This window comes from Halomonas sp. CnH100-B (genome assembly GCF_024124605.1).
GTDB lineage: Bacteria > Pseudomonadota > Gammaproteobacteria > Pseudomonadales > Halomonadaceae > Vreelandella.
Genome location: NZ_JAMXRX010000002.1, coordinates 532,638 through 554,935 on the forward strand (window position 1 = coordinate 532,638; position 22,298 = coordinate 554,935).

The 22,298-nt window shown below is 59.3% G+C and carries 21 protein-coding genes; 11 read left to right on the forward strand and 10 right to left on the reverse strand.

The features are described from left to right. Positions 1-13: 13 nt before the first annotated feature. On the reverse strand, positions 14-1,807 hold the full coding sequence (locus tag NH398_RS06105; RefSeq protein WP_253017231.1) for a tetratricopeptide repeat protein: 1,794 nt from the start codon (positions 1,805-1,807) through the stop codon (positions 14-16). Positions 1,808-2,035: 228 nt separating this feature from the next. On the opposite strand from NH398_RS06105, the gene hemA reads away from it, so the two are divergent. From hemA to moeB, 5 genes are read left to right on the forward strand one after another with little or no spacing between them, the layout of a single operon-like run. Continuing rightward, complete coding sequence (gene hemA / locus NH398_RS06110) at positions 2,036-3,346, forward strand: glutamyl-tRNA reductase (RefSeq protein WP_253017232.1); 1,311 nt, start codon at positions 2,036-2,038, stop codon at positions 3,344-3,346. Next, complete coding sequence (gene prfA, locus NH398_RS06115) at positions 3,343-4,431, forward strand: peptide chain release factor 1 (protein WP_253017234.1); 1,089 nt, start codon at positions 3,343-3,345, stop codon at positions 4,429-4,431. The genes hemA and prfA overlap by 4 nt, the downstream gene beginning before the upstream one ends. Further along, entirely contained in the window at positions 4,431-5,279 is an 849-nt protein-coding gene (gene prmC, locus NH398_RS06120) for a peptide chain release factor N(5)-glutamine methyltransferase (protein WP_253017236.1), read from the forward strand. Before prfA ends, prmC begins: the two co-directional genes overlap by 1 nt. Before the next feature lie 30 nt (positions 5,280-5,309). Then, complete coding sequence (locus NH398_RS06125; protein ID WP_044628221.1) at positions 5,310-5,810, forward strand: Lrp/AsnC ligand binding domain-containing protein; 501 nt, start codon at positions 5,310-5,312, stop codon at positions 5,808-5,810. Positions 5,811-5,814: 4 nt separating this feature from the next. Further along, a complete protein-coding gene (gene moeB, locus NH398_RS06130) occupies positions 5,815-6,570 on the forward strand; it encodes a molybdopterin-synthase adenylyltransferase MoeB (RefSeq protein WP_253017238.1) in 756 nt (251 codons plus the stop codon). Between the two features lie 100 nt (positions 6,571-6,670). Here the strand turns inward: moeB and ahpF are convergent, their stop codons facing one another. Next, entirely contained in the window at positions 6,671-8,227 is a 1,557-nt protein-coding gene (gene ahpF, locus NH398_RS06135) for an alkyl hydroperoxide reductase subunit F (RefSeq protein WP_159341660.1), read from the reverse strand. A gap of 179 nt (positions 8,228-8,406) precedes the next feature. Then, positions 8,407-8,970, reverse strand: a complete 564-nt coding sequence (ahpC, locus tag NH398_RS06140; protein ID WP_159341661.1) for an alkyl hydroperoxide reductase subunit C — start codon at positions 8,968-8,970, stop codon at positions 8,407-8,409. Positions 8,971-9,323: 353 nt separating this feature from the next. Here ahpC and NH398_RS06145 point away from each other — a divergent pair, with 353 nt between their 5' ends. From NH398_RS06145 to NH398_RS06160, 4 genes are all read left to right on the forward strand, one after another. After that, the gene (locus tag NH398_RS06145; protein ID WP_159341662.1) at positions 9,324-10,427 is read left to right on the forward strand and encodes a polyamine ABC transporter substrate-binding protein; all 1,104 of its coding nucleotides are present in this window, start codon (positions 9,324-9,326) and stop codon (positions 10,425-10,427) included. 95 nt (positions 10,428-10,522) lie between these two features. Next, positions 10,523-11,704: a polyamine ABC transporter ATP-binding protein gene (gene potA, locus NH398_RS06150; protein WP_159341663.1), complete on the forward strand. Its 1,182-nt coding sequence runs from the start codon at positions 10,523-10,525 to the stop codon at positions 11,702-11,704. Positions 11,705-11,735: 31 nt separating this feature from the next. Then, a complete protein-coding gene (locus NH398_RS06155) occupies positions 11,736-12,647 on the forward strand; it encodes an ABC transporter permease subunit (RefSeq protein ID WP_253017239.1) in 912 nt (303 codons plus the stop codon). Continuing rightward, positions 12,644-13,486 (forward strand): ABC transporter permease subunit, encoded by an 843-nt coding sequence (locus NH398_RS06160; RefSeq protein ID WP_253017240.1) that lies wholly within the window; start codon positions 12,644-12,646, stop codon positions 13,484-13,486. Before NH398_RS06155 ends, NH398_RS06160 begins: the two co-directional genes overlap by 4 nt. An 18-nt stretch (positions 13,487-13,504) precedes the next feature. Here the strand turns inward: NH398_RS06160 and NH398_RS06165 are convergent, their stop codons facing one another. Next, positions 13,505-13,714 (reverse strand): CPXCG motif-containing cysteine-rich protein, encoded by a 210-nt coding sequence (locus NH398_RS06165; RefSeq protein WP_159341666.1) that lies wholly within the window; start codon positions 13,712-13,714, stop codon positions 13,505-13,507. 162 nt (positions 13,715-13,876) lie between these two features. On the opposite strand from NH398_RS06165, the gene NH398_RS06170 reads away from it, so the two are divergent. After that, positions 13,877-14,290, forward strand: a complete 414-nt coding sequence (locus NH398_RS06170) for a DUF3617 family protein (RefSeq protein WP_253017241.1) — start codon at positions 13,877-13,879, stop codon at positions 14,288-14,290. Between the two features lie 71 nt (positions 14,291-14,361). On the opposite strand, the gene NH398_RS06175 is transcribed toward NH398_RS06170, so the two are convergent. Together NH398_RS06175 and NH398_RS06180 are read right to left on the reverse strand one after the other, a co-directional pair. After that, on the reverse strand, positions 14,362-17,502 hold the full coding sequence (locus tag NH398_RS06175) for an efflux RND transporter permease subunit (RefSeq protein WP_253017242.1): 3,141 nt from the start codon (positions 17,500-17,502) through the stop codon (positions 14,362-14,364). Beyond that, the gene (locus NH398_RS06180; protein ID WP_253017243.1) at positions 17,502-18,566 is read right to left on the reverse strand and encodes an efflux RND transporter periplasmic adaptor subunit; all 1,065 of its coding nucleotides are present in this window, start codon (positions 18,564-18,566) and stop codon (positions 17,502-17,504) included. Before NH398_RS06180 ends, NH398_RS06175 begins: the two co-directional genes overlap by 1 nt. A 185-nt stretch (positions 18,567-18,751) precedes the next feature. On the opposite strand from NH398_RS06180, the gene NH398_RS06185 reads away from it, so the two are divergent. Then, positions 18,752-19,936 carry an NAD(P)/FAD-dependent oxidoreductase gene (locus NH398_RS06185; protein WP_253017244.1) on the forward strand — a complete coding sequence of 395 codons (1,185 nt, stop codon included), beginning with the start codon at positions 18,752-18,754 and terminating at the stop codon, positions 19,934-19,936. Positions 19,937-20,020: 84 nt separating this feature from the next. Here the strand turns inward: NH398_RS06185 and NH398_RS06190 are convergent, their stop codons facing one another. The 4 genes from NH398_RS06190 to NH398_RS06205 form a co-directional block, all read right to left on the reverse strand. Then, positions 20,021-20,320 carry a YqjK family protein gene (locus tag NH398_RS06190; RefSeq protein ID WP_253017245.1) on the reverse strand — a complete coding sequence of 100 codons (300 nt, stop codon included), beginning with the start codon at positions 20,318-20,320 and terminating at the stop codon, positions 20,021-20,023. Continuing rightward, the gene (locus tag NH398_RS06195) at positions 20,307-20,699 is read right to left on the reverse strand and encodes a phage holin family protein (protein ID WP_253017246.1); all 393 of its coding nucleotides are present in this window, start codon (positions 20,697-20,699) and stop codon (positions 20,307-20,309) included. The genes NH398_RS06190 and NH398_RS06195 overlap by 14 nt, the downstream gene beginning before the upstream one ends. Then, positions 20,699-21,031, reverse strand: a complete 333-nt coding sequence (locus NH398_RS06200) for a DUF883 family protein (RefSeq protein WP_159341672.1) — start codon at positions 21,029-21,031, stop codon at positions 20,699-20,701. The genes NH398_RS06195 and NH398_RS06200 overlap by 1 nt, the downstream gene beginning before the upstream one ends. Positions 21,032-21,106: 75 nt before the next feature. Next, positions 21,107-22,138, reverse strand: coding sequence for a phospholipase A (locus NH398_RS06205; protein WP_159341673.1), 1,032 nt, complete (start codon positions 22,136-22,138; stop codon positions 21,107-21,109). Positions 22,139-22,298 lie beyond the last annotated feature (160 nt).

Genomic DNA, 22,298 nt, shown 5'->3' on the forward strand with positions numbered 1-22,298 from the left:
CAAAACGTATGCCTTAGGGCGTGCGCGAGGGGGTAAGTTCAGGATAGCGCTCGAGCAGGTCGTCTATTTGCGGATGATACGTCGCGCGCTGAAGAACGCGCTCGATGAGTTGCCGCGCTTCGTCGCTACGGCCCAGCGAGTGCAGCACCTCAGCCAAGTGGGCGGCAATTTCTTGGTCGGGCATCTGAGCGTAGGCGCTTTCCAACCATGCCAGCGCGTCGTCGGGCTGACCGAGGCGGAAGTACACCCACCCCATGCTGTCGAGCACCGCCGGGTTATCCGGGTCGGCTTCGTAGGCACGCTCAATGAGGTCGCGGGCCTCTTCCAGCCTGCCGGGGAGGTTGAGGTCAGCGAGGGTGTAGCCCAGCGCGTTCAGCGCATCGGCGTTGTTGGGCTCGGTGCGCAGAATTTGCCGTAAGTCCCGCTCCATGCCTGCCAAGTCACCCATCTCCCAGGCGCGCATGGCGCGTAGGTAGAGCAGGCTAGTGTCATCCGGCGTGCGGGTGATTTCGCGATCCAACAGCGCCGTGGCGTCCTCTTGCAGTGAGAGTTCGTCCAATAGCTGCACTTCTAAGCGGACCAAGTCGCCGAAATAGGCGTCGTGGCGCATACGCTCGATGCGCAAGAACGCACGGGCGTCCAGCAGGCGGTCGTCTTCAATCAGCATGTTGGCGGCAGCGGCCCGGGCGGGCAGGAACTCTTCGCCCTCGTGTACCTGGCGGTAGTAGAGAAGGGCGTTGTCCACTTCACCCTGCGACTGCGCAATCGCGCCCATCAGAAAGTAGGCGACGTTGGGGATGTTCTCTTGACCGATCAGCGGTTGCAGTAACCGGTAGGCAGGCTCGCTGTGGCCCTCTTCTAAGTAGAGCTGCGCCAGCGCGATACGCAAATCCTGGTTGCCGCCGTGGCTATCGAGCAGCGCGTTGGTTTGCACTTCGGCGGCAGCGATGTTGTTGAGGCGAATTTCCGCCTGCGCCAGCATCAGGATGAAGCGTACGTCGTCAGGGGCTAGGCTCAAGCCCTGTTGGGCAGCTTGCTGGGCGCCACGGTGGTCGCCGGTTTCCAGCGCTAAGCGGGCTTTCGCCAGCCACAGGGCGGCGGACTCGGGCTCCTGCTGCTCTACTTCATCTAAATAGCGCTGGGCCGTTTGCGTTTCGCCTAAGGCAGCTTCGATCAGTGCCGTGCCGAGCAGTACGTCGCTATGAAACTCGCGTTCAGATATTCCGGGCTGGGCCAGATAGCTGCGTAACTGCTGTGCCAGTAGCCGCAGCGGTGCCTCTTCGGCCACCGCAATTTCAGCGAAGGTAGCAATCTCGCCGTTGCCATCTGCTTCAGCAATGGCGAGCCGCTGCTCGAGGCTGTCGAGCCAGTCGCCCCGCTGCAGCGACAGCGATGCCAGCAGGCGATTGGGCGTTTCTGCGCGGGGGTCGAGTTCCCGCCAGCGCAGCGCCGAGGCTTCCATTAGAGCAGCGTCGTTGCCAAACCGAGCGGCGAAGGTAGCGCGTTCGGCAAGCCCCGGTGAGGGATAGCGCTGCGCGGCGTCGAGATAGCCTTGCCCCGCATAGCGATAGTCGCCGCGCTGCCCGGCCAGCTCCGCTGCCAGCAGGGTGCTCAACCCAGCGGCATCTAACCCGCGCGTGACGGGCGGCGCCGAGGCCATGGGGTCTTCGACGCGAGCGTGCTCGTCGTCACCCAGCAGCGCAGGCGAGAGCTGGCAGCCGCTCAGTAGCAGCGTGGCGGCCAGGGGAAACAGTGGAAAACCCGAAAACGAAAGGGGAATACCCAGAAGTGTTGCGCGATGGGGCATGCGTATCTCGATCAAGTGGCCGAGTGTTCAGCATAGCGGCTTGGCTGCCTGCGGCAAAGTGGTGTGCGCCAGAAGATGCTCGGCTGTGATAGAATGATCCACCTTGAAAAAGAGCCGAGTCAGCGCAATTCACTCAATAGGCTGCTCTCTTAGACTTGTATCAGCAAGCCAAGAAACAATGACCGACAGTGACGTGACGACCGATCCACTAGCGAAGACGCATAACCCATGACGCTTCTTGCCCTGGGAATCAATCATCGTACTGCCACCGTAGCGGTGCGTGAGCAGGTAGCTTTTACGCCGACGCAGCTAGAAAGCGCGTTGGCCGAGCTGCGTAGCCTGCCGCACATCAGCGAAGCGGCGGTGCTTTCGACGTGTAATCGCACGGAACTCTACTGTGTGACGGATGCCGCCGGTGAGCAGACCGTGCTGGACTGGCTGGGTCGTTTTCACAATTTACGCGTGGAAGAACTCTCCCGCTGCGCTTACCACTACCACGACAACGACGCCGCTCGGCACTTGATGCGCGTGGCCGTTGGTCTGGACTCCATGGTGTTGGGCGAGCCGCAAATTCTCGGCCAGTTGAAAGAGGCCTATCAGCAGGCGCGTCAGGCCAAAGGCCTGGGCGGTGAGCTGGAGCGCCTGTTCCAGCACACGTTTGCCGTGGCCAAACAGGTGCGCACCGAAACTGGCATCGGTAAAAATCCGGTGTCCGTTGCCTATGCTGCCGTGAGCATGGCTAGCCGCATATTCGATGATTTCAGCCGCGCCAACGCGTTACTGATTGGGGCCGGTGAGACCATCGAGCTGGTGGCCCGTCACCTGCACGAAGCCGGGGTGCGCCAGCTCACCGTTGCCAACCGTACTCGAGAGCGTGCCGAGCAGGTCTCTTCCTCGCTGGGGGGGACGGCGATTACGCTGCCGGAGATTCCCGATGCGCTGGAACGCGCCGACATCGTCATCTCTTCCACTGCCTCGCCGCTGCCGATTCTGGGCAAGGGTATGGTCGAGCGGGCGCTGAAAAAGCGCCGCCATCGCCCAGTCTTCATGGTAGACATCGCCGTGCCCCGGGATATCGAGCCGGAAGTGGGGGAGCTGGCGGACGTGTTCCTCTATACCGTCGATGACCTGGAAGAGGTGATCGAAGAAAATCGGCGTCATCGCCAGGTTGCGGCCGACCAAGCCGAGTCGCTGATCGAACACGGCGTGGGGAGCTGGCAGCAGGAGCGGCGGGTACGCAACGGGGGCGAGGTGATTCGCGATTTTCGGCGTCACGGTGAATCGCTGCGCGACCAAGCCCGCGACCAAGCGTTGGAGCGCCTGGCCAAAGGCGAAGACCCTGACAAAGTGGTCGAGCGTTTGGCGCACCAGCTCGCTAACCGCTTCATGCATCAGCCGACGCTGACCATTCGCGAAGCGGCCGCCCAGGAAAACCACGATTTGCTCAGCGCCGCGCCGCGCCTGCTGCTACCACCGAAGCCCGCCTTCGAGCAGCCTGCGCCCTCGGCAAAACGCCAGAAGGATGATACGCCCGCATGAAAGAGACTTTGCGCCAACGTTTAGACAGCTTTTCCGACCGGTTCGAAGAGCTGGCCATGCTGCTGTCCGATCCTGAGGTGATCAACCATCAGCAGCGCTTTCGCGACTACTCCCGTGAGTACGCTGAACTCGAAGAGCTGGTCGCCGCGTGGAAACGCTACCTCGACGTGGAACAGGGCATTGCCGAGGCCGAGCAGCTCAGCCGCGATAGCGACCCCGAGATGCGCGAGCTGGCCGAGATGGAGATTCTCGATGGCCGCGAGCAGTTGGAAACGCTCGATGCAGAACTCAAGCGCCTGCTGATTCCGAAAGATCCGGACGATGGTCGCGGCGTCTTCTTGGAAGTGCGCGCGGGCACCGGGGGCGATGAAGCGGCGATTTTTGCGGGCGACCTGTTTCGTATGTACTCCCGCTATGCGGAAAAGCGCGGCTGGCGCGTCGAAATTGTTAGCGCTAGCCACGGCGAGCAGGGCGGTTATAAAGAAGTGATCTCCCGGGTGAAGGGCGATGGCGTTTATGCACGGCTCAAGTTCGAATCGGGCGCTCACCGGGTGCAGCGCGTACCGGCGACCGAATCCCAGGGGCGTATCCACACGTCAGCGTGCACCGTCGCGGTGATGCCCGAGGTGGACGAAGTGGGCGATATCGATATCAATCCGGCCGATTTGCGGGTCGATACCTACCGCTCCAGCGGTGCCGGTGGGCAGCACGTCAACACCACCGACTCCGCGATTCGGATTACCCACCTGCCCACCGGCGTGGTGGTGGAGTGCCAGGAAGAGCGAAGCCAGCACAAGAACCGCGCTAAAGCGATGTCGCTGCTGGCCGCCAAGCTCAAGCGCAACGCCGTGGATTCCCAGCGCCAGGAGCAAGCCGATGCCCGCCGCTCGTTGGTAGGCTCTGGTGACCGCAGCGAGCGTATCCGCACTTACAACTTTCCTCAGGGGCGCATTACCGACCACCGTATCAACCTGACGCTCTACAAGCTGACCGAAGTAGTGAGCGGTGAGCAGTTGGACGACGTGATCGAGCCGCTGATTCACGAGTACCAAGCGGAACAGCTTTCGGCCCTGCAGGACGCGTAATGACGTTCGATGCCTTGCTGAACAGCGCGGCCCAGCGGCTGCAGCGCGCCGGTTCGCCATCGCCACGGATCGATGCCGAGGTGCTGATGGCCTTCGCCACGGGGCGCAGCCGCACATGGCTATACACCTGGGGCGATGGTGAATGCCCGACTTGGGAACATGCCCGCTTTGATGCACTGGTCGCCGCCCGCGCCCTGGGCCAGCCGGTGGCTTATTTGACCGGAGAGCGCGAGTTTTGGGGGTTGCCGCTGGCGACCTCTCCCTCCACGCTGATTCCCCGCCCCGATACCGAAACGCTAGTGGACGCCGTGCTGGCGCGTGCCAAAATGTCCGGCGGCAGGCTGCTAGACCTGGGCACGGGCACCGGGGCCATCGCGCTAGCCTTTGCCAGTGAACGACCGGCATGGCAGGTCGTTGGGGTCGATGTTCGCCCGGAAGCAGTGGCACTAGCCACTCACAATGCTCAGTCGCTGCGCATCACCAACACAACTTTTCTGGTAAGCGACTGGTTTGCCGCGCTGACGGCGCCGCCTGAGGGCGCGGCCTTTGACATCATCGTCAGTAATCCGCCTTACATCGCAGCCGACGACCCGCATTTAGCCGAAGGTGACGTGCGCTTCGAGCCGCGTTCAGCGCTGGTGGCCGGGGCCGATGGCATGGCCGACCTGCTGCATCTGATCACCGCTGCGCAAAGGTTTCTTTCGTCGGGCGGCTGGCTGGCGCTGGAGCACGGCTACCAGCAGGCGCCCCTCGTTCGCCAAGCGCTGATTCATGCGGGCTATCAAAACGTTGAAAGCGTGCAAGACATCGGCGGCCATGAACGGGTTACCCTGGGGCATCTCGACTAACTGCCTGATTCATCAGTATTGGATCCTGCCATGAAACCAAAAAATAGAACGCTGGACCGTATCGACCTGAAAATTTTGCGCTGCCTGCAAGAAAACGCGCGCATCTCTTATGTAGACCTCGCGTCAGAGGTTGGGTTATCCACAACCCCTTGCTTAGAGCGCGTCAAGCGCCTGGAGCGTGCGGGCATTATCCGTGGCTACCAAGCCATTCTTGACCCCAGAGCGCTTAAGGCGAATTTGCTGGTGTTTGTTGAAATTAGCCTGGAAACCCAGTCGCCTGCTGTGTTTGACGAGTTCCGCCGTGCGGTGGAGAAGCTGCCACAGATTCAGGAGTGCCATCTGGTCTCTGGGCAGTTTGACTACATCTTGAAGTGCCGCATTCCTGAGATGGCCGCTTATCGTCAGCTATTAGGCGATGTGGTGCTGACATTACCGGGCGTGAAAGAGTCGAAAAGCTACGTGGTGATGGAGGAGGTGAAGGAGAGCTTTAGCCTGCACATCCCCGACTTTGAGGAATTTGAGGATAAGTAACGCGATGATGGACGATCAGGCGCTGCTGCGCTATAGCCGCCAAATCATGCTGCCTGAGGTGGACATTGAAGGGCAGGAGCGCTTGCGTGCTGCCCATGCGCTGATTATTGGTGCCGGCGGGCTAGGCTCGCCGGTGGCGCTCTATCTGGCGGCGGCGGGCGTAGGCACCATCACTATCGCTGATGCTGACCATGTCGAGCTAACCAATTTGCAGCGCCAAATTGCCCATCAGCAGGCAAGCCTGGGGGTGAACAAAGCGCGCTCCGCCAAGGAGAGCATGCAAGCGCTTAACCCTGAGTGCCAGGTCGTGGCGGTAGAGCAGCATGCAGAAGGCGAGGCGCTCACCGCACTGGTGGCCTCAGCTGATGTGGTGCTGGACTGCACCGACCGTTTCTCCAGCCGCTATGCCATTAATGCCGCTTCCCAGCAGGCAGGCGTACCGCTGATTTCCGGCGCGGCGATTCGCTTTTCGGGCCAGCTGGCGGTGTTCGACCCGCGTGATGAGGCGTGCCCCTGCTACGCCTGTTTATACCCGCCAGGGGATAGCGAAGACGAAGCGCTGAGCTGTGCAGAGAGCGGTGTCATGGCCCCGCTGGTGGGGCTGATTGGCTGCTTTCAGGCGGTGGAGGCGTTTAAGTTTTTAAGCGGCGCGGGGAGGGCGCATCAAGGCTTATCTACCTTCGATGGTTTGACCGGCCAGTGGCGCCATTTTCAGGTGCCGAGAGACCCCGCCTGCTCGGTGTGTAGCGCCCACGCATAAAAAAACGCCCGCAGGGAGGCGGGCGCGACGTCACGGTCTTCACGTCAAAGGGAACGAACTCAGTAGGGCGGCACGGCCGCCCTCTTAGCCAGTCATTCGCTTAATTACGAATCAGATAGTCGAAGGCACCCAGTGATGCTTTGGCACCTTCGCCCATGGCAATGATGATCTGCTTGTAGGGCACGGTGGTAACATCGCCGGCGGCGAACACGCCGGGCACCGAGGTCATGCCGTGGGCATCGACGATGATCTCGCCACGGGGTGACATTTCGATGGGCGAGCCTTTCAGCCACTCGGTATTGGGTACCAAGCCGATTTGTACGAAGATGCCTTCCAGCTCGATGCTCTTCACTTCATCGGTGTTGCGGTCTTTGTAGGTCAGGCCGTTGACACGGCTGCCGTCACCGGTGACTTCAGTCGTTTGGGCATTCAGCACGATATCCACGTTCGGCAAGCTCTTCAGCTTCTTCTGCAGTACCGCGTCGGCGCGCATTTCACCCATGAACTCCACCAGCGTCACGTGACCGACGATACCGGCTAGGTCGATCGCGGCTTCGACGCCAGAGTTACCGCCACCAATGACCGCCACACGCTTGCCTTTGAACAGCGGGCCGTCGCAGTGAGGACAGTAGGCAACGCCTTTGTTGCGGTACTCTTGCTCGCCGGGCACGTTCATTTCACGCCAGCGGGCACCGGTCGCCAGTACCAGGGTCTTGCTTTTCAGCTTGGCACCGGACTCGAAAGTGACTTCGTGCAGGCCGCCTTCGGCTTCCGCCGCTTTGAACGACGTGGCGCGCTGGAGGTTCATCACGTCGACGTCGTACTCTTTGACGTGTTCTTCAAGGGCGCTGACCAGCTTGGGGCCTTCGGTATGGGTGACGGAGATGAAGTTCTCGATGCCCATGGTGTCGGCAACTTGGCCGCCAAAACGTTCGGCAGCAACGCCGGTATTGATGCCCTTACGGGCAGAGTAGATCGCTGCCGACGCACCTGCCGGGCCGCCGCCGATAACGAGGGTGTCAAACGCGGCTTTTTCGCTCAGCTTCTTGGCTTCACGTTCGGCAGCGCCGGTATCTACTTTGGCCAGAATCTGTTCGAGGGTCATGCGGCCCTGGTCGAACGGCTTGCCGTTCAAGTAGATGCTGGGCACGGACATGATTTCGCGCGATTCGACTTCATCCTGGAACAGCGCACCGTCGATGGCGACGTGGCGCACCTTTGGGTTGAAGATCGCCATCAGGTTCAGCGCTTGCACGACATCCGGGCAGTTCTGGCAGGAGAGCGAGTAGTAGGTCTCGAACAGCATCTCGCCGTCGAGGGCTTTGATCTGATCGAGCAGTTCTTGAGAAGTCTTGGGTGGGTGGCCACCCACTTGCAGCAGCGCCAGTACCAGCGAAGTGAACTCGTGGCCCATGGGGATGCCAGCAAATACCACGCCGGTCTCTTCGCCGGGGCGGTTGATAGCAAACGACGGGGTACGGCTGTCTTGCCCGTCGGTGTGCAGAGTAATCTTATCGGTGAGGCTGCTGATATCTTCCAGCAAACCCAGCAATTCACGTGACTTGGCACCGTCATCGAGGGACGCAACGATCTCGAACGGTTGAGTCACTTTTTCCAGGTAAGCTTTCAACTGATTTTTTAAATTGGCGTCCAGCATGACAGTGGCTTCCTCGCAGTCAGCAGTAAGTCGTTCTCGACCTAAAACGCACGCTGCCGAATTAGTCGGGCAGCCGATGGCGCTAGGGAAAACAGGGATGCGGTGATACGGGTGCTTAAACAAAACACCCGGGCCAAATGCCCGGGTGTCGTGCTGCCTTTAAGGCAGCGGTAGGCGATTTAGATTTTGCCTACGAGGTCTAGAGACGGGGCAAGGGTCTCTTCGCCTTCTTTCCATTTGGCCGGGCACACTTCGTTCGGGTTTTCACGAACGTACTGAGCAGCCTTCACTTTACGTAGCAGCTCTTCTGCATTACGACCGATGTTGCCAGCGTTGATTTCGACGATCTGGATTTTGCCATCCGGGTCGACGACGAAGGTGCCGCGCTCGGCCAGACCTGCTTCTTCGATCAGAACTTCGAAGTTGCGAGAAATCTGTAGGGTCGGGTCAGCGATCATCGGGTACTGGAGCTTGCCGATGGTGTCAGAGCTGTCGTGCCATGCTTTGTGGGTGAAGTGAGTGTCGGTAGACACGCTGTAGATCTCGACGCCCAGCTTCTTGAAGGCTTCGTAGTTATCGGCCAAGTCGCCAAGCTCAGTCGGGCAGACGAACGTGAAGTCGGCCGGGTAGAAGAAGAAGATGGACCACTGACCTTTCAGGTCCGCTTCAGTGACGTCGATAAACTCGCCGTTCAGGTAAGCGGTGGCTTTAAACGGTTTTACTTCAGTGTTGATCAAAGACATTCAGAACGTCTCCACAAAAGGTGAATGGCAGTAGAAAAAGTTGTTGCTCATGGTAGCGGACTACGACTAATAGCTAAAATTGGAAAAGCGAATCTTTCCAATAGGTAGTGGCTATTGAACGATGTGGCTACCGTCAGCGACCCTTGAGGTGGGGGCGGTGGCTCCTGAATACAAGAATTTTTCAGTTACTCTTGCGATAGACGGCACTGCACCGCAAAATTCGCACGGTTGCGATAATCGCCTAAGCTGTTTTCAGTTGGATTCGGTGTGCACATGACGACACCTGCCAACGAACAGCCGGTGGCCGAACGTGGGCTGTGGTGGTGTGGACTTTACATTTTAGGAGTAGGTCAATGGGGAACATCCAAAAACTTTCAGGGGCCGTTACGGCCATCTCTTTCGCCGTAGCGGCTGCCGCTGCCCACGCTGACGAAGTGCGGGTATACAACTGGTCTGACTATATCGCCCCGGAAACGCTGGAGAAGTTCACCGAGCGTACCGGTATCGAAGTAACGTACGATGTGTACGACAGTAACGAAATTCTCGACGCAGCGCTGCTGTCCGGCCGTTCAGGCTATGACGTGGTGGTGCCGTCAACCTACTACTTTACGCGCCAACTCAAAGCAGGCGTGTTTCAGCCGCTGGACCACGAGCTGCTGCCCAACCTGGACAACCTCGACCCTGAGCTGATGGCCAACCTCGAGTCCATCGACCCAGGTAGCGAATACTCCGTTCCTTACATGTGGGGCACGAACGGCATCGGCTATAACGTCGAGCGTGTCACCGAAATTCTCGGTGACGATGCTCCGTTGGATAGCTGGGCACTGCTGTTCGACCCGGAAATCACCACCCAGCTGAGCGAAGCAGGCTGCGGCCTGGCCATGATGGATTCAGGCGATGAAATGCTGTCGCCGGCCATGGTTTACCTTGGTTTGGATCCGCTGAACGAGACCGTCGAAGACATCGAAGCCGCCGGTGAGCTGATCGCCAACGTTCGTGACAACATTACGTACTTCCACTCTTCGCGTTACGTGTCTGACCTCGCCAACGGCGATATTTGCGTGGCCGCAGGTTACTCTGGCGATATCTTCCAAGCCGCTGCGCGTGCCGAAGAAGCGGGTCGCGACTTCACCATCGGTTACAGCATTCCGAAAGAGGGCGCTGCCCTCTGGTTCGACATGATGGCGGTGCCGGCGGATGCGCCGAACCCCGAGAACGCTCACGCCTTCATCAACTTCATCCTCGACCCGGAAATCGCCGCTGAGATAAGCGAGTACGTGCGTTACGCCAACCCCAACCTGGCGGCTAACGAGTACCTGTCCGATGAACTGATCAACGACCCGGCCATTTACCCCGAGACCGACGTGATGAAGAATCTCTACGTTCAAGTCGAGAAACCCCAGGAACTATTGCGTGCTCGCACGCGCACCTGGAACCGCGTCAAATCTGGACGTTAATGCCAATCATCGTCTGACGGCGAGCCGGGCTGCTGCCCGGCTCGCTGTTTGTCTTTTATCGCCCGGTTAACCGGGCCTTTTGATGGGAGTGGCGAATGGTCACTACGCCCCTGTCGAACGACGCCTCCTCTGCTTCGTCTGCCGTTCCTCCTCCGGCTCGCGCCCAGGGGAAGGCACCTCGATTTGCCGAGGATATCGTTTTAGAGGTCAAGCGTTTGAGCAAGCGATTCGATGATGCGCTTGCCGTGGATGACGTGAATTTACAGGTAAAGCGCGGCGAAATTTTTGCCCTGCTGGGCGGCTCGGGGTCGGGTAAGTCGACGCTGCTGCGCATGCTGGCCGGGTTCGAAACGCCCAGTGAAGGGCGCATTTTGTTGAGTGGCGAGAACATCACCGAGATGCCGCCACACAAGCGTCCGATCAACATGATGTTTCAGTCGTATGCCCTGTTTCCGCATATGACCGTGGCCCAAAACATCGCCTTCGGCCTGAAGCAGGACAAGCTACCTAAAGCTGAAATCGATGCGCGGGTTGCCCAGATGCTCAAACTGGTGCACATGGAGCGCTTCGCCAAGCGTAAGCCTCACCAGCTCTCGGGTGGTCAGCGTCAGCGTGTGGCTTTGGCCCGCTCGCTCGCCAAGCGACCCAAGCTGCTGCTTCTCGATGAGCCCATGGGCGCACTGGACAAAAAGCTGCGTACCGAAATGCAGTTGGAAGTGGTCGAGATCATCGAGCAGGTAGGCGTGACCTGCATCATGGTGACCCACGACCAGGAAGAAGCCATGACCATGGCGGATCGGGTGGCGATCATGGCCGATGGCTGGATCGAGCAAGTCGGCTCGCCAGTGGATATTTATGAAAGTCCCGCTAGCCGTATGGTGGCCGAATTCGTGGGCACGGTGAACCTGTTCGAAGGCGAGATCATCGAAGACGCCGCCGATCATTGCCGCATCGAATCACCGGCGCTGTCTCGGCCGATCTACATCGACCACGGCATCACCACGCAAGCGGTGGACCGTCGGGTGTGGGCAGCGCTGCGCCCCGAGAAAATCTGGCTGACTCGCGAACAGCCGACGTGTGAGTACAACTGGGAAGCAGGCAAAGTGGACGATATCGCCTATTTGGGCGGCTACTCGCTCTACTACGTGCGCACCGCCTCAGGGCAGATGATCAAGGTGAGCATGGCCAACACCGAGCGTCGCGGCGACCGTCCCACCTGGGAGGATAGCGTGTACGTTTATTGGGAAGACCATAGCGCTATCGTGCTGAACCGCTAATGCCCGGGTGGCTGAGAGGAGATTGCCTATTATGATGCCATCTCGCATTGCAAGCGTGATCAAGCGGATGCAGCTAGGCCGTCGCGCCGTGATTGCGTTCCCGCTGGTGTGGCTCACGCTGTTTTTCCTGCTCCCGTTTGCGCTGGTGCTGAAAATCAGCCTGTCAGAGTCAGCGATTGCCATACCGCCCTATGGGCCGCTGGTGGAGTATGCCGACCAAACGCTGAACATCTTTTTGAATGTGGGCAACTATCTGTTTTTGTTGTCCGATTCCCTTTATGTGGCGGCGTACTGGGGGTCGATCAAGACCGCCTTCATCGCCACGGCGGTGTGTTTGCTGATTGGTTATCCAATGGCGTATGCCATGGCGCGTGCGCCGGGCCGCTGGCAGCTCATTCTGCTGCTGTTGGTCATGCTGCCATCGTGGACCTCATTTCTGATTCGGGTCTACGCCTGGATGGGCATTCTCAGCAATAGCGGCTTGATCAATAATCTGCTGATCGGTTTGGGGATCATCGACTCCCCCTTACAGATGATGAACACCCATTTTTCGGTGATTGTAGGGATCGTCTACGCCTACCTGCCGTTCATGGTGCTGCCGCTGTATGCCCACTTGACGCGTTTGGATAACTCGCTGCTGGAAGCGGCGTCGGATCTTGGGTCACGTAAATTCAACACCTTCTTGAAAGTCACGCTGCCGCTCTCGATGGGGGGCATCATTGCAGGCTCGATGCTGGTGTTCATACCGGCAGTCGGGGAGTTCGTCATTCCTGAGCTGCTGGGCGGCCCAGATACGCTGATGATTGGTAAGGTGCTGTGGGAAGAGTTCTTCCTCAACCGGGATTGGCCCGTGGCCTCGGCGCTCGCTATGGTCATGCTACTGCTGTTGCTTGTCCCTATCGTGTGGTTCCACCGTTACCAGTCACGGGAGCTTGAAGAATGATGAGATCGCGTCGACGCCCAAGTTTTACCACCGTGATGCTGGTGCTGGGACTGCTGTTTTTGTACCTGCCCATGGTCGTGCTGGTGGTCTATTCGTTCAACGAATCTCGCTTAGTGACGGTATGGGCCGGATTTTCCACCCAGTGGTACGGCGAGCTGTTCCGTGACCAGCAGATTCTGTCGGCGGTTTGGACCAGCCTGGAGATCGCCTTCTTTGCCGCCAGCATGGCGGTGTGCCTAGGCACGGTCGCTGCCTTCGTCATGACGCGCTACGGCCATTTTCGGGGAAAAACGGCGCTCTCGAGTATGGTGACCGCGCCGCTGGTCATGCCAGAGGTGATCACCGGTCTTTCGCTGCTGCTGCTATTCGTGCAAATGGCGCAGCTGATCGGCTGGCCCGCCGACCGTGGCATGGCGACCATCTGGATTGCCCACACCACGTTCTGCAGTGCCTACGTGGCGGTCGTGGTGGCCGCTCGTCTGAGGGAAGTGGACCGCTCTATCGAAGAGGCGGCCATGGACTTAGGCTCACCGCCGGTCAAAACCTTCTTCTTCGTGACGCTGCCAGTGATCTCGCCCGCGCTGGCTGCGGGCTGGCTGCTGGCGTTCACCCTATCGCTGGACGACTTGGTCATCGCCAGCTTCGTGTCGGGCCCCGGTGCGAATACGCTGCCGATGGTGGTGTTCTCTTCCGTGCGTATGGGGGTGTCTCCGAAGATCAATGCGCTGGCGACGCTGATCATTTTGACGGTGTCGTTGGCGACGCTGCTGGCGTGGTACTTCATGCGCCGCAGCGAGGCCAAGCGTTTGGCAGCCATTCAGCAGGCCGAAGGGGCTTGAGGGCAGGGCGGTAAAGCGCTAGAGGACGTCGTCGTCACGCCCCGTGATGACGGCGTCTAGCTCACCGGTCATGGGAGAGACGATGACCTGTAGCTGAATGGGCGCACAGCACTGGTGACAATCCTCCCAGGTGTCGTGGCTGCCCTGGGAGGTGTCGATCACGAAGGTGAGTGGCGTGTCACAATAAGGGCAGTGAAAATCGTGATTGACTAACGCATCGTCTTGCATGGTATTTGCCCTTTTTAGCGTTACACTCGTGGTACATCAGCATGATGGTTTCTTAGTGTAGCAGTGCTGTTGGCAAGCAGGCACCTGAGGCGCGAATCAGGTAGGATAGTGGCAGGTTGTCCCGAATCACCTAGCGAGATGAAAGCGATGATGAAACGATACATGGCAGTTGCGGCCCTAGCGGCCTTCCCGATGGTCGCCCAGGCGGAAACACCCAACGTGACGCCCGGCGAATGGGAGTTCGTCAGCGTGACCAGCGTCAGCGGCGATATGCAGATTCCCGATCAAACCGAAACCGAGCGTCAGTGCATCACGCAGGAAGAGCTGGAAGGCGCGGAGTTTGGGTTCATCGAAGAGGAAGAGGGCTGCGAGCTGCTTGACCAAGACATGAATGCCGACGGCCTCTCCTACAGCATGGTATGCCGCGCTGAAGGTGGCGAAGCCACCATCGACGGCGAAATGCGCTTCATGGGCGAGCAGATCGAAGGCACCGTGGATATTCTGACGCAGTCCCCCATGGGTGAGCTGACCATGAACACCGCGATTGAAGGCGAGCGCATCGGCGACTGCGAATAAGCACAGCCGTTGTGACGATTAAACACTAAGGGCGCCGCGTTGGCGCCCTTAGTGTTTCTGGTGGTTATGCTTTATCGCTCGGGCGTATCAAGCGGCGTGTGTTGAGCCGTGGGCGCATTAGCGATTTCTTCTTCGAGCTGGCGCTTCACTGCTCCAGGCGAGCCAGAGTGGCGGGCCAGCAGATCGTAGGCCACTGGCACGACGAACAGCGTAAAGACGGTTGCCGCCCCAACCCCGGCCATGATCACCGTGCCAATCACCAACCGCGATTCCGCCCCAGGGCCGCTGGAGATTATCAGTGGAATAGCCCCCGCCATGGTGGTCACGGCGGTCATCAAAATGGGCCGCAGGCGAGTGACCGAGGCTTCAATCAACGCCGAGCGAAATCCTTGGCCCTCATCGCGCAACTGGTTGGCGAACTCGACGATCAAGATACCGTTCTTGGCTGCCAAACCAATCAGCAGCACCAGGCCCACTTGGCTGTAGATATTCAGTGACTGGCCGCTGAGCAGCAGCGCGAGCAGTGCGCCACTCATGGCCAGCGGCACCGTGAGCATAATCACAAACGGGTGGATGAGACTTTCGAACTGGGCGGCCAGTACCAGGAACACCACCACCGCACCCAGCACCAGGAGGAACATCGTCGCACCGCTGGCCTGCTGGAAATCCCGGGATGGCCCCGCCACGTTGGTTTGTACCTCTTCTGGCAGCAGGGTGTCGGCGGTATCTTGCAGGTAGGCCAGCGCTTCGCCCAGCGGGTAGCCGTCGGCGAGGTTCGCTTCGATGGTGATGGCGCGTACTCGGTCGAAGCGGTTGAGCGTACTGGCACCGGCAAAGTCGGACAGCGTGACCAGACTGGCCAGTGGAATAAGTTCGCCCGTGCGCGCCGAGCGGACCTGAATGTTATCCAGCGCGCGGGGGCTGTTTTGGCGGCTGCGGTCGCCTTCCACGATGACGTCGTACTCTTCGCCGTCGTCCACGTAACGGGTCACGTTACGGCCCCCCAGCAGCACTTCCAGCGTGCGGCCAATCTCGGTCACGGTCACACCTAGCGAGGCGGCACGCTCGTAATCGATATCGACCCGCAGCTGCGGCTGGGTTTCATCGTAGTTGCTCTCGATGGCCGTCAAACGCGGGTTGTTTTCCCGCACGTGATTGATCAATCGATCACGCCAGCGGGCAAGCTCTTCGTAAGTGCCGCCGCCCAACACAAACTGCACCGGCTTTTGGGTGCGCTGGCCAAAGCCCTGGCGCATCACTGGAAAGGCTTGAACGCCCGGCAGCGAGCGGAGCTGCTGGCGCACGTCGGCCATGATCTCCCAGGCGCTGCGGCGGCTGCCCCAGTCGGCCATATTGACGATGATGAAGCCGCTGTTGAAGTTCTCGATATTGCCGAAGCCGCGCGGGGCACGCACGACCACGCGCTCCAGCTCGCCGCTCTCAACAAACGGCGTCAGCCGCGCTTCGATTTCATCCATGTAATCCATCATGTAGTCGAAGGTAGCTCCCTCAGGCCCGTTGACCAGCACGATGAAGTTGCCGCGGTCTTCCTGCGGGGTGTACTCATTGGGCAGTTCCGATGCCAGCCACGCTGTGCCTGCAATCAGCAGCGCAAACAGGGCGACCACCAGCCACTTGGCCGCCAGCACGACTTCCAGCGCTCGCTGGTAGCGGCGCTTGGTGCCGTCCAGCAGCCACTGCACGCCTTGGCCAACGCGGCTATCGTGCATGCCGGGCTTGAGAATTTTGGAGGCCATCATTGGCGTTAGGGTGAGCGCGAGCAGGGTAGAGACGACCACCGCCGCTGCCATGGTGAGGGCGAATTCCGAGAACAGCCGGCCAATGTCGCCTTGCAGCATGCTGAGCGGCACAAAGACGGCGACTAGCACCAGCGTCGTGGCGATCACCGCAAAGGCGATTTGCCGCGTGCCGCGAAAGGCGGCCACCAGCGGCGTTTCGCCGTAGTCATGCATGCGTCGGTTGATGTTTTCGAGCACCACAATGGCGTCGTCCACGATCAGCCCGATGGCCAGCACTAGGGCGAGTAGGGTGAGCAGGTTGATGGAGAAGTTCATCGCCGCGAGCGCCGTGAAAGCGCCAATCACGGCAATCGGCACCGTGACGGCGGGGACGAGGGTCGTGCGCAGGTTGCCCAGGAACAGAAAGATCACCACCACCACGAGCCCCATGGCGATAAAGAGGGTCATCACCACCTGCTCGATGGCACCGGAGACGAATACCGAGGCGTCGTAATTCAGAGCCAGCGACATGCCCTCGGGCAGAGTACCTTGTAGTCGCGTCAACTCCTGTTGCACCGCTTCCGACAGCTCGATCACGTTGGCGGTGGACTGCATGATCATCCCTAGGCCCACCATGGGCACGCCATTGGCTCGGAACACCGAGCGATCCTCCACCGACCCAACTTCCACGCGGGCGACATCGGAAAGACGTACCAAATAACCGTTGCTGCTTTGGGCCAGGGCCAAACGCTGAAAATCATCGGCGGTAGAGAAGCTGCGCGGCAGACGGACGATGAACTGGCGGTCGTCGGACTCGATCGAACCTGCGGGAAGTTCGACGTTTTCCGCCCGCAGTGCATCTTCCACGTCGCCCACGGTGAGGCCGCGAGCCGCCAAGGCGTTACGGTCGAGCCAGATGCGCATGGCGTAATCCTGCCCGCCGCCCACCCGAACGCGGGCAACGCCCGGCTGCACCGAGAGGCTATCGACGAGAAAGCGGTTGGCGTAGTCGGTGAGCTCGGCAATTGAGTAGTCCGCTCCCGAGAGGCTGAGCCAAACGACGATCTCTTCGCTGCTGTCGGCTTTGGTAACTTCCGGGTTGTCGGCGTCGTCGGGTAGGTTGCGCAGTGCGCCTGAAATGCGGTCGCGGATATCGTTAGCGGCAGCGTTGATATCCATGGTGATGGCGAATTCGATCTCGATGCGCGAGCGGCCATCTTCACTTTGCGAGGTGATGAGTTCGATGCCCTCCACCCCGGCAATGCGATCTTCTAACACTTGGGTAATGCGTGTTTCTACTACGCTGGCAGAGGCACCGGGGTAGCGGGTATCGATACTGACGATGGGCGGGTCGACCGTAGGGTATTCTTGCAGCGGCAAGCGGTTGAGCGCCAGCAAGCCAAAGGCAATGATCAGGGCGGCAATCACCATGGCCAGAACGGGCCGCTGGACGGAAATGTCGGATAAACGCATTAGCGATCAGCCTCCAGCAGCGAGCGAATGTCCGTCGTGTCATCGGCAATGCCCAATATGCGTACTTCCTGGCCTTCCCGGGCGAGCTGCAGGCCGTGAATCACGACCAAGTCGCCTTCACGAATACCTTCCAACACCTCGACTTCTCCACTGCGCCGCTCGCCAATAGCGACTTCACGACGCTCTAAGCGCGGGGCCTCTTGCTGTTGAATCACCATGACAAAATGGCGGTTGCCGCTGGGTTGAAGGGCGGCTTCGGGCAGCACTAACGCATCGCGCACGCGCTGCTGCACGATGACTTCCATCAGCATGCCAGGGCGCAGCTTTAAGTCAGGATTGGCCAACTCGGCGCGCACGTTGACGCTGCGGGAGACGGGGTCGATACGGGTGCCGATACTCGAGATCTCGCCGCGAAACACTTCATCCGGGTACGCGGCGGTGGTGGCGCTCAGGCTCAGCCCAGCTGAGAGTTGGTCTAGAAATACTTCGGGCACGGTGAAGTCGAGTTTCATGACGTCGAGCTTGTCGAGAGTCACCAGCGCCATGCCAGGCGTAACGAGTGCGCCCACACTGACATTGCGAAAGCCCACCCGGCCGCTGAACGGCGCGTGGATGCGATAGTTTTCCAGGCGGGCTTCCAGCGCTTGGGCATCAGCTTGCGCTTGGCGAAGCTGGGATTGAGTATCTTCGACGTCGGCTCTGGCCGCGAGGTTGCGCTGCTGTAGCTGCGAGGCGCGGCCAGAGGCGTTACGCCGTTCATCGGTAATGGCTTGGGCAGCCCGTAACAGCGCCTGCTCCTCGCTGTCTTCGAGGCGAATCAATAAACGGCCACGCTCGACCTGCTCGCCATCGTCGAAATTGATTTCAGCGATGGTGTCCGTGACGGTAGCGGATAGGGTAACGCTCTCATCGGCGTTCAAGGTGCCCAACGCTTCCAGCGGATCGGACCATGTTTCGGTCTTGACGTGGTAACCAATGACCGGTGGCTGCGATTGCGCATAGGCACCAGCGGCCCATCCGAGCAGGAGCAAGAGGCAGCAAAAAAAGCGTTTAAAAGCGAACATAGGTGTCTCTATCGTATTGAACAGGAGGCGCAGCTGAGAGCAATCGTTAGCCATAACGCCCAGCGGTGTTGTTGCGACTAGGTTTTTTCTTATGCTTTTCTTGTACATTGGTTTTTAAAAAGTACAGTAATTTAGGGTGTCTTACCTGCTAAAATGCCCGACTTTTCATCTTGGGAGCCTCTGTTATGGTCTACGACGTCGTGGTCATCGGCGCGGGTGCTGCGGGATTGATGTGTGCGGCACAGGCTGGCTATGCCGGGCGACGTGTCTTAGTGCTCGACCATGCAAACAAAGCGGGTAAAAAAATCCTAATGTCTGGGGGAGGCCGCTGTAACTTTACCAATCTTGATACAGCGCCTGGACACTTTTACTCTGAAAATCCTTATTTTTGCATTTCTGCGTTGAAACGTTATCGCCCGGAACATTTTGTATCGCTGGTCGATACCCACGGCGTCGACTACGTGGAGAAAGCGCCTGGGCAACTCTTTTGCGCCGACTCTGCCAAAGAAATCGTCCGGGTTCTATTGACCGAGTGTGACTGGGCGGGAGTGGAAGTGGCGCTCAAGACGTCCATCTCGCGACTGGAGCGCCAAGGCGAGGGCATGCGCTTGACCACTTCCATGGGTACCATCGATGCAGGCGTGGTCGTGGTCGCCACAGGAGGGCTCTCCATTCCCACTATGGGCGCGACGGGCTTTGGCTACGAAATTGCGCGCCAGTTCGGCCTGGAGGTGCTGCCCACTCGCCCCGGCCTGGTTCCGTTTACCCTGAGCGATAGCTGGAAAGAGCGTGCCGCAGCGCTTTCCGGGGTCAGCCTGCCTACGGCGGTAAGCTGCAAGGAGGCGCGCTTCGTCGAACCGATGCTGTTCACTCACCGGGGGCTCTCTGGGCCGTCCATGCTGCAGATTTCCAGCGTATGGGAGCCGGGTAACACGATCTCCATCGACCTCTTGCCGGGCGAAAACGCGGCTGACGCTTTGCGTCATGCGCGTCATGAAACTCCAAAAAGGCTGCTGTCGACGTGGCTAGGCGAGCGTTTCCCTAAGCGTTTTGCCCAGGCGCTGCAAGAGTGGTACCCCGATGCTCACTTGGCCAGCCCGTTGGCGCAGTATAGCAACGATGCGCTCGATGTTTGGGCCCAGCGGCTCAACCAGTGGCAGCTAAAACCGGCAGGCACGGAAGGGTGGCGCACGGCGGAGGTCACCATGGGGGGCGTGAGTACCGACGCAATCTCATCGAAAACCTTCGAAGTCAAAGACCTACCACAGCTGCGCTTCATTGGCGAAGTGTTGGATGTGACGGGGCAACTGGGCGGCTATAACTTTCAGTGGGCGTGGGCCAGCGGCGTCGCCTGTGGTCAAGCGTGCTAGGCGCTATTGATGCGCACGAAAAAGCCGCTGCGTTGCTCCGCAGCGGCTTTTCTAAAGCCTCAGCTCAGCGAATATGATGTGAGATCACGTCGCCACTTTGGTCAGTAACTTCAATTTCCTAAAGAGCATGTAGCCTGCGAGCACCTTACGGCCAGCCGCCATGGCACCGCCAGGATGGCGCGCAATGCGCAAAGCCGCGATGCCGCCGATGGCATACAGGGGAAGCTTGAGGCTTTTCCATTGACTGTCCAGCGGCGACGACGCGCGTAGAAGCGTATCGCTGTCGATCAGCATGTCGATGCGCTGCTGCTCGAGCTCAGCCAGTAATGCCGCCTTACGCTCTGCTCGGGTAGGCGGTTTAACGACGCTGTCATGACGGCTCATCCTCATTCACCTCCAGCAGGGCGCGATCAGCGGCGAGCTGCTTTAGTGTTTCTTTGAGCAGCGTGTGACGCTTGGCTTGGCGCAGGGCAATGACGGCCAGCAAAATGCTGAGTGCAATGAGCACGCCAGCGCTGACGCTGATCGCGGTCAGGCGATACGTATCCCAAAAGAGCACGACTACCAAAGCGGTTAGCGTGGCGACGCCAAGTAGCAGTAGCAGAAGGCTGGCGCCTGCCAGCAGCAGCAATACCAATAGACGTGCGCGCTCTTCCTCTAACTCCAAAACCGCCAAACGCAGGCGGGTTTCACTGTTGGCAACCAGTGTTTTTAGCAAGCGTTTGGCGGCAGAAAAGACGCGTTGGGTAGGACCCAAAGCCATTAGCGACGTCCGAGCAGCATACCGACGACAAGGCCAGCGGCGGCACCGATGCCGATGCTAGTCCAAGGGTTTTCACGAACATAACGGTCACAGCAGTCGACCTGCTCGGAGAGCGTTTCGCGGGTATCTTCGTAGAAACGTTCGCCGCGTGCTTCCAGGCGGGCTCGGGTATCCTTCAAACGTCGTTCGGCACGCTCACGCAGGTCGCGCATTTCACCGCTGGCGTCTTTGGAGGTGGCGTTCATCAGCTCTTCGACGGTCTCGCTGAGGTGACGCAGATCCTCTTTCAACTGGTCAGCGCGGGCGGAGGTGTCTGTATTACGTTTTGCCATGATGTCTTCCTTTGACGAGTAAATGAGTGACGACTCCAGCATAGCAGTCGTCACCGGATAGACAACCCTACCGGGTTAACGGTTCAGCCCGGTGGCGCTGAATAGTGGGTTGAGGCTGAAACCAAGGCTCAAGCGATGCACGCGATGGTTGTAGTCGATCATGCTCTCCCCGTAGCCGTAATAGTACTGCACATGGGCGCGAACGCCATTGAATGCGGGCCAGCTGTAATCGACCTGCGTGCCGTAATTGCCAGCGCTGGGGTTACCGCGCAGTTGACCGGCAACTTCATGATTGTTCTGCAGACGCTTGGCGAGACGAATGTCGCCATAGCCGACGAAGCGCTCGATGTCTGGGTTGTCATCGTCGCTCTCTGACTCTGGCACGCGCCAATGAGGCGCAAGGGTGAGCGCCCAATCACCGCTTTGGAAGGTGCTTTCCAGGTATACCCGGTTCCAACTCCGCGAGAGCGGGTCGGAACGGCCATTTGACTGGTGGATGAATGACACGCGATTGCGCGTATTTACCCAGCCCAGACCACTCCAGGCGTTGTCGAAGTCGATGAACACTTCAGGCTCGTAGTTGGTTTCCCGGAAAGGGGAGGAGGCGTCGGTATTGTAGGCCTGCCACCAGCTACGCTGGGTATAGGCGAAATAAACGTCGCCGATGTCACCAAAGACATTCTCTGCCAAGTTGAACTTGGCACTAAACTGAAACTTGACTTCGCCGCTATCCGGCTGCACTTCATCGGAAATGCTGCGAAAGTTCTCGACATTCTGGTTCGAATTGTAGCTGATGGGAAACAGGTAGTTGGTACGGTGCGTGGTGATCGAGAACGGGTTACGCGACGACTCCTGTTCCAACTGACGTCGCTCGCTCAGGTCTTCCAGCGCCGCTTCTACCGGCAGTGGTTCCGGTTCGACACCCCGTGCCGCCTCTTCAGGCGCTTCGATTTGCTGCAGTTGCTGGCGCAGTTGGTAAAGCTCGGTATTGAGTGCCTGAATACGCGCCTCAATGTCTTCTCGGGAATCGGCCAGGGCACTTTGGCTGAGCACGGTCGCGCTCGCGAAGGCCGCCATACCGGTTAACAGCAGTTTTCGGGTAACCATCAACGTGGCTCGCAAAGTAAGAGTAGAGATATACCAGCGTTGTTTCTATACAGGCCGCCTGTGTAAGTCAACTCTCGATGCAAAGGGGCACGGACAAGATTGCGTCACGATGGCTTACCTATGACAATAAGCCCCTTGCCCGACTTAGCGGGTCGACATG

Excerpts from the sequence above, each read along its gene's own strand:
- NH398_RS06145 (WP_159341662.1), top strand. The coding sequence starts at position 9,324 with ATGGGGAACATCCAAAAACTTTCAGGGGCCGTTACGGCCATCTCTTTC.
- ahpF (WP_159341660.1), bottom strand. The coding sequence starts at position 8,227 with ATGCTGGACGCCAATTTAAAAAATCAGTTGAAAGCTTACCTGGAAAAA.
- NH398_RS06170 (WP_253017241.1), top strand. The coding sequence starts at position 13,877 with ATGGCAGTTGCGGCCCTAGCGGCCTTCCCGATGGTCGCCCAGGCGGAA.
- NH398_RS06195 (WP_253017246.1), bottom strand. The coding sequence starts at position 20,699 with ATGGCTTTGGGTCCTACCCAACGCGTCTTTTCTGCCGCCAAACGCTTG.
- moeB (WP_253017238.1), top strand. The coding sequence starts at position 5,815 with ATGATGGACGATCAGGCGCTGCTGCGCTATAGCCGCCAAATCATGCTG.
- prmC (WP_253017236.1), top strand. The coding sequence starts at position 4,431 with ATGACGTTCGATGCCTTGCTGAACAGCGCGGCCCAGCGGCTGCAGCGC.
- hemA (WP_253017232.1), top strand. The coding sequence starts at position 2,036 with ATGACGCTTCTTGCCCTGGGAATCAATCATCGTACTGCCACCGTAGCG.
- NH398_RS06175 (WP_253017242.1), bottom strand. The coding sequence starts at position 17,502 with ATGCGTTTATCCGACATTTCCGTCCAGCGGCCCGTTCTGGCCATGGTG.
- NH398_RS06155 (WP_253017239.1), top strand. The coding sequence starts at position 11,736 with ATGATGCCATCTCGCATTGCAAGCGTGATCAAGCGGATGCAGCTAGGC.
- NH398_RS06165 (WP_159341666.1), bottom strand. The coding sequence starts at position 13,714 with ATGCAAGACGATGCGTTAGTCAATCACGATTTTCACTGCCCTTATTGT.
- NH398_RS06200 (WP_159341672.1), bottom strand. The coding sequence starts at position 21,031 with ATGGCAAAACGTAATACAGACACCTCCGCCCGCGCTGACCAGTTGAAA.
- NH398_RS06205 (WP_159341673.1), bottom strand. The coding sequence starts at position 22,138 with ATGGTTACCCGAAAACTGCTGTTAACCGGTATGGCGGCCTTCGCGAGC.
- NH398_RS06125 (WP_044628221.1), top strand. The coding sequence starts at position 5,310 with ATGAAACCAAAAAATAGAACGCTGGACCGTATCGACCTGAAAATTTTG.
- NH398_RS06105 (WP_253017231.1), bottom strand. The coding sequence starts at position 1,807 with ATGCCCCATCGCGCAACACTTCTGGGTATTCCCCTTTCGTTTTCGGGT.
- NH398_RS06185 (WP_253017244.1), top strand. The coding sequence starts at position 18,752 with ATGGTCTACGACGTCGTGGTCATCGGCGCGGGTGCTGCGGGATTGATG.
- potA (WP_159341663.1), top strand. The coding sequence starts at position 10,523 with ATGGTCACTACGCCCCTGTCGAACGACGCCTCCTCTGCTTCGTCTGCC.
- prfA (WP_253017234.1), top strand. The coding sequence starts at position 3,343 with ATGAAAGAGACTTTGCGCCAACGTTTAGACAGCTTTTCCGACCGGTTC.
- NH398_RS06180 (WP_253017243.1), bottom strand. The coding sequence starts at position 18,566 with ATGTTCGCTTTTAAACGCTTTTTTTGCTGCCTCTTGCTCCTGCTCGGA.
- ahpC (WP_159341661.1), bottom strand. The coding sequence starts at position 8,970 with ATGTCTTTGATCAACACTGAAGTAAAACCGTTTAAAGCCACCGCTTAC.
- NH398_RS06160 (WP_253017240.1), top strand. The coding sequence starts at position 12,644 with ATGATGAGATCGCGTCGACGCCCAAGTTTTACCACCGTGATGCTGGTG.
- NH398_RS06190 (WP_253017245.1), bottom strand. The coding sequence starts at position 20,320 with ATGAGCCGTCATGACAGCGTCGTTAAACCGCCTACCCGAGCAGAGCGT.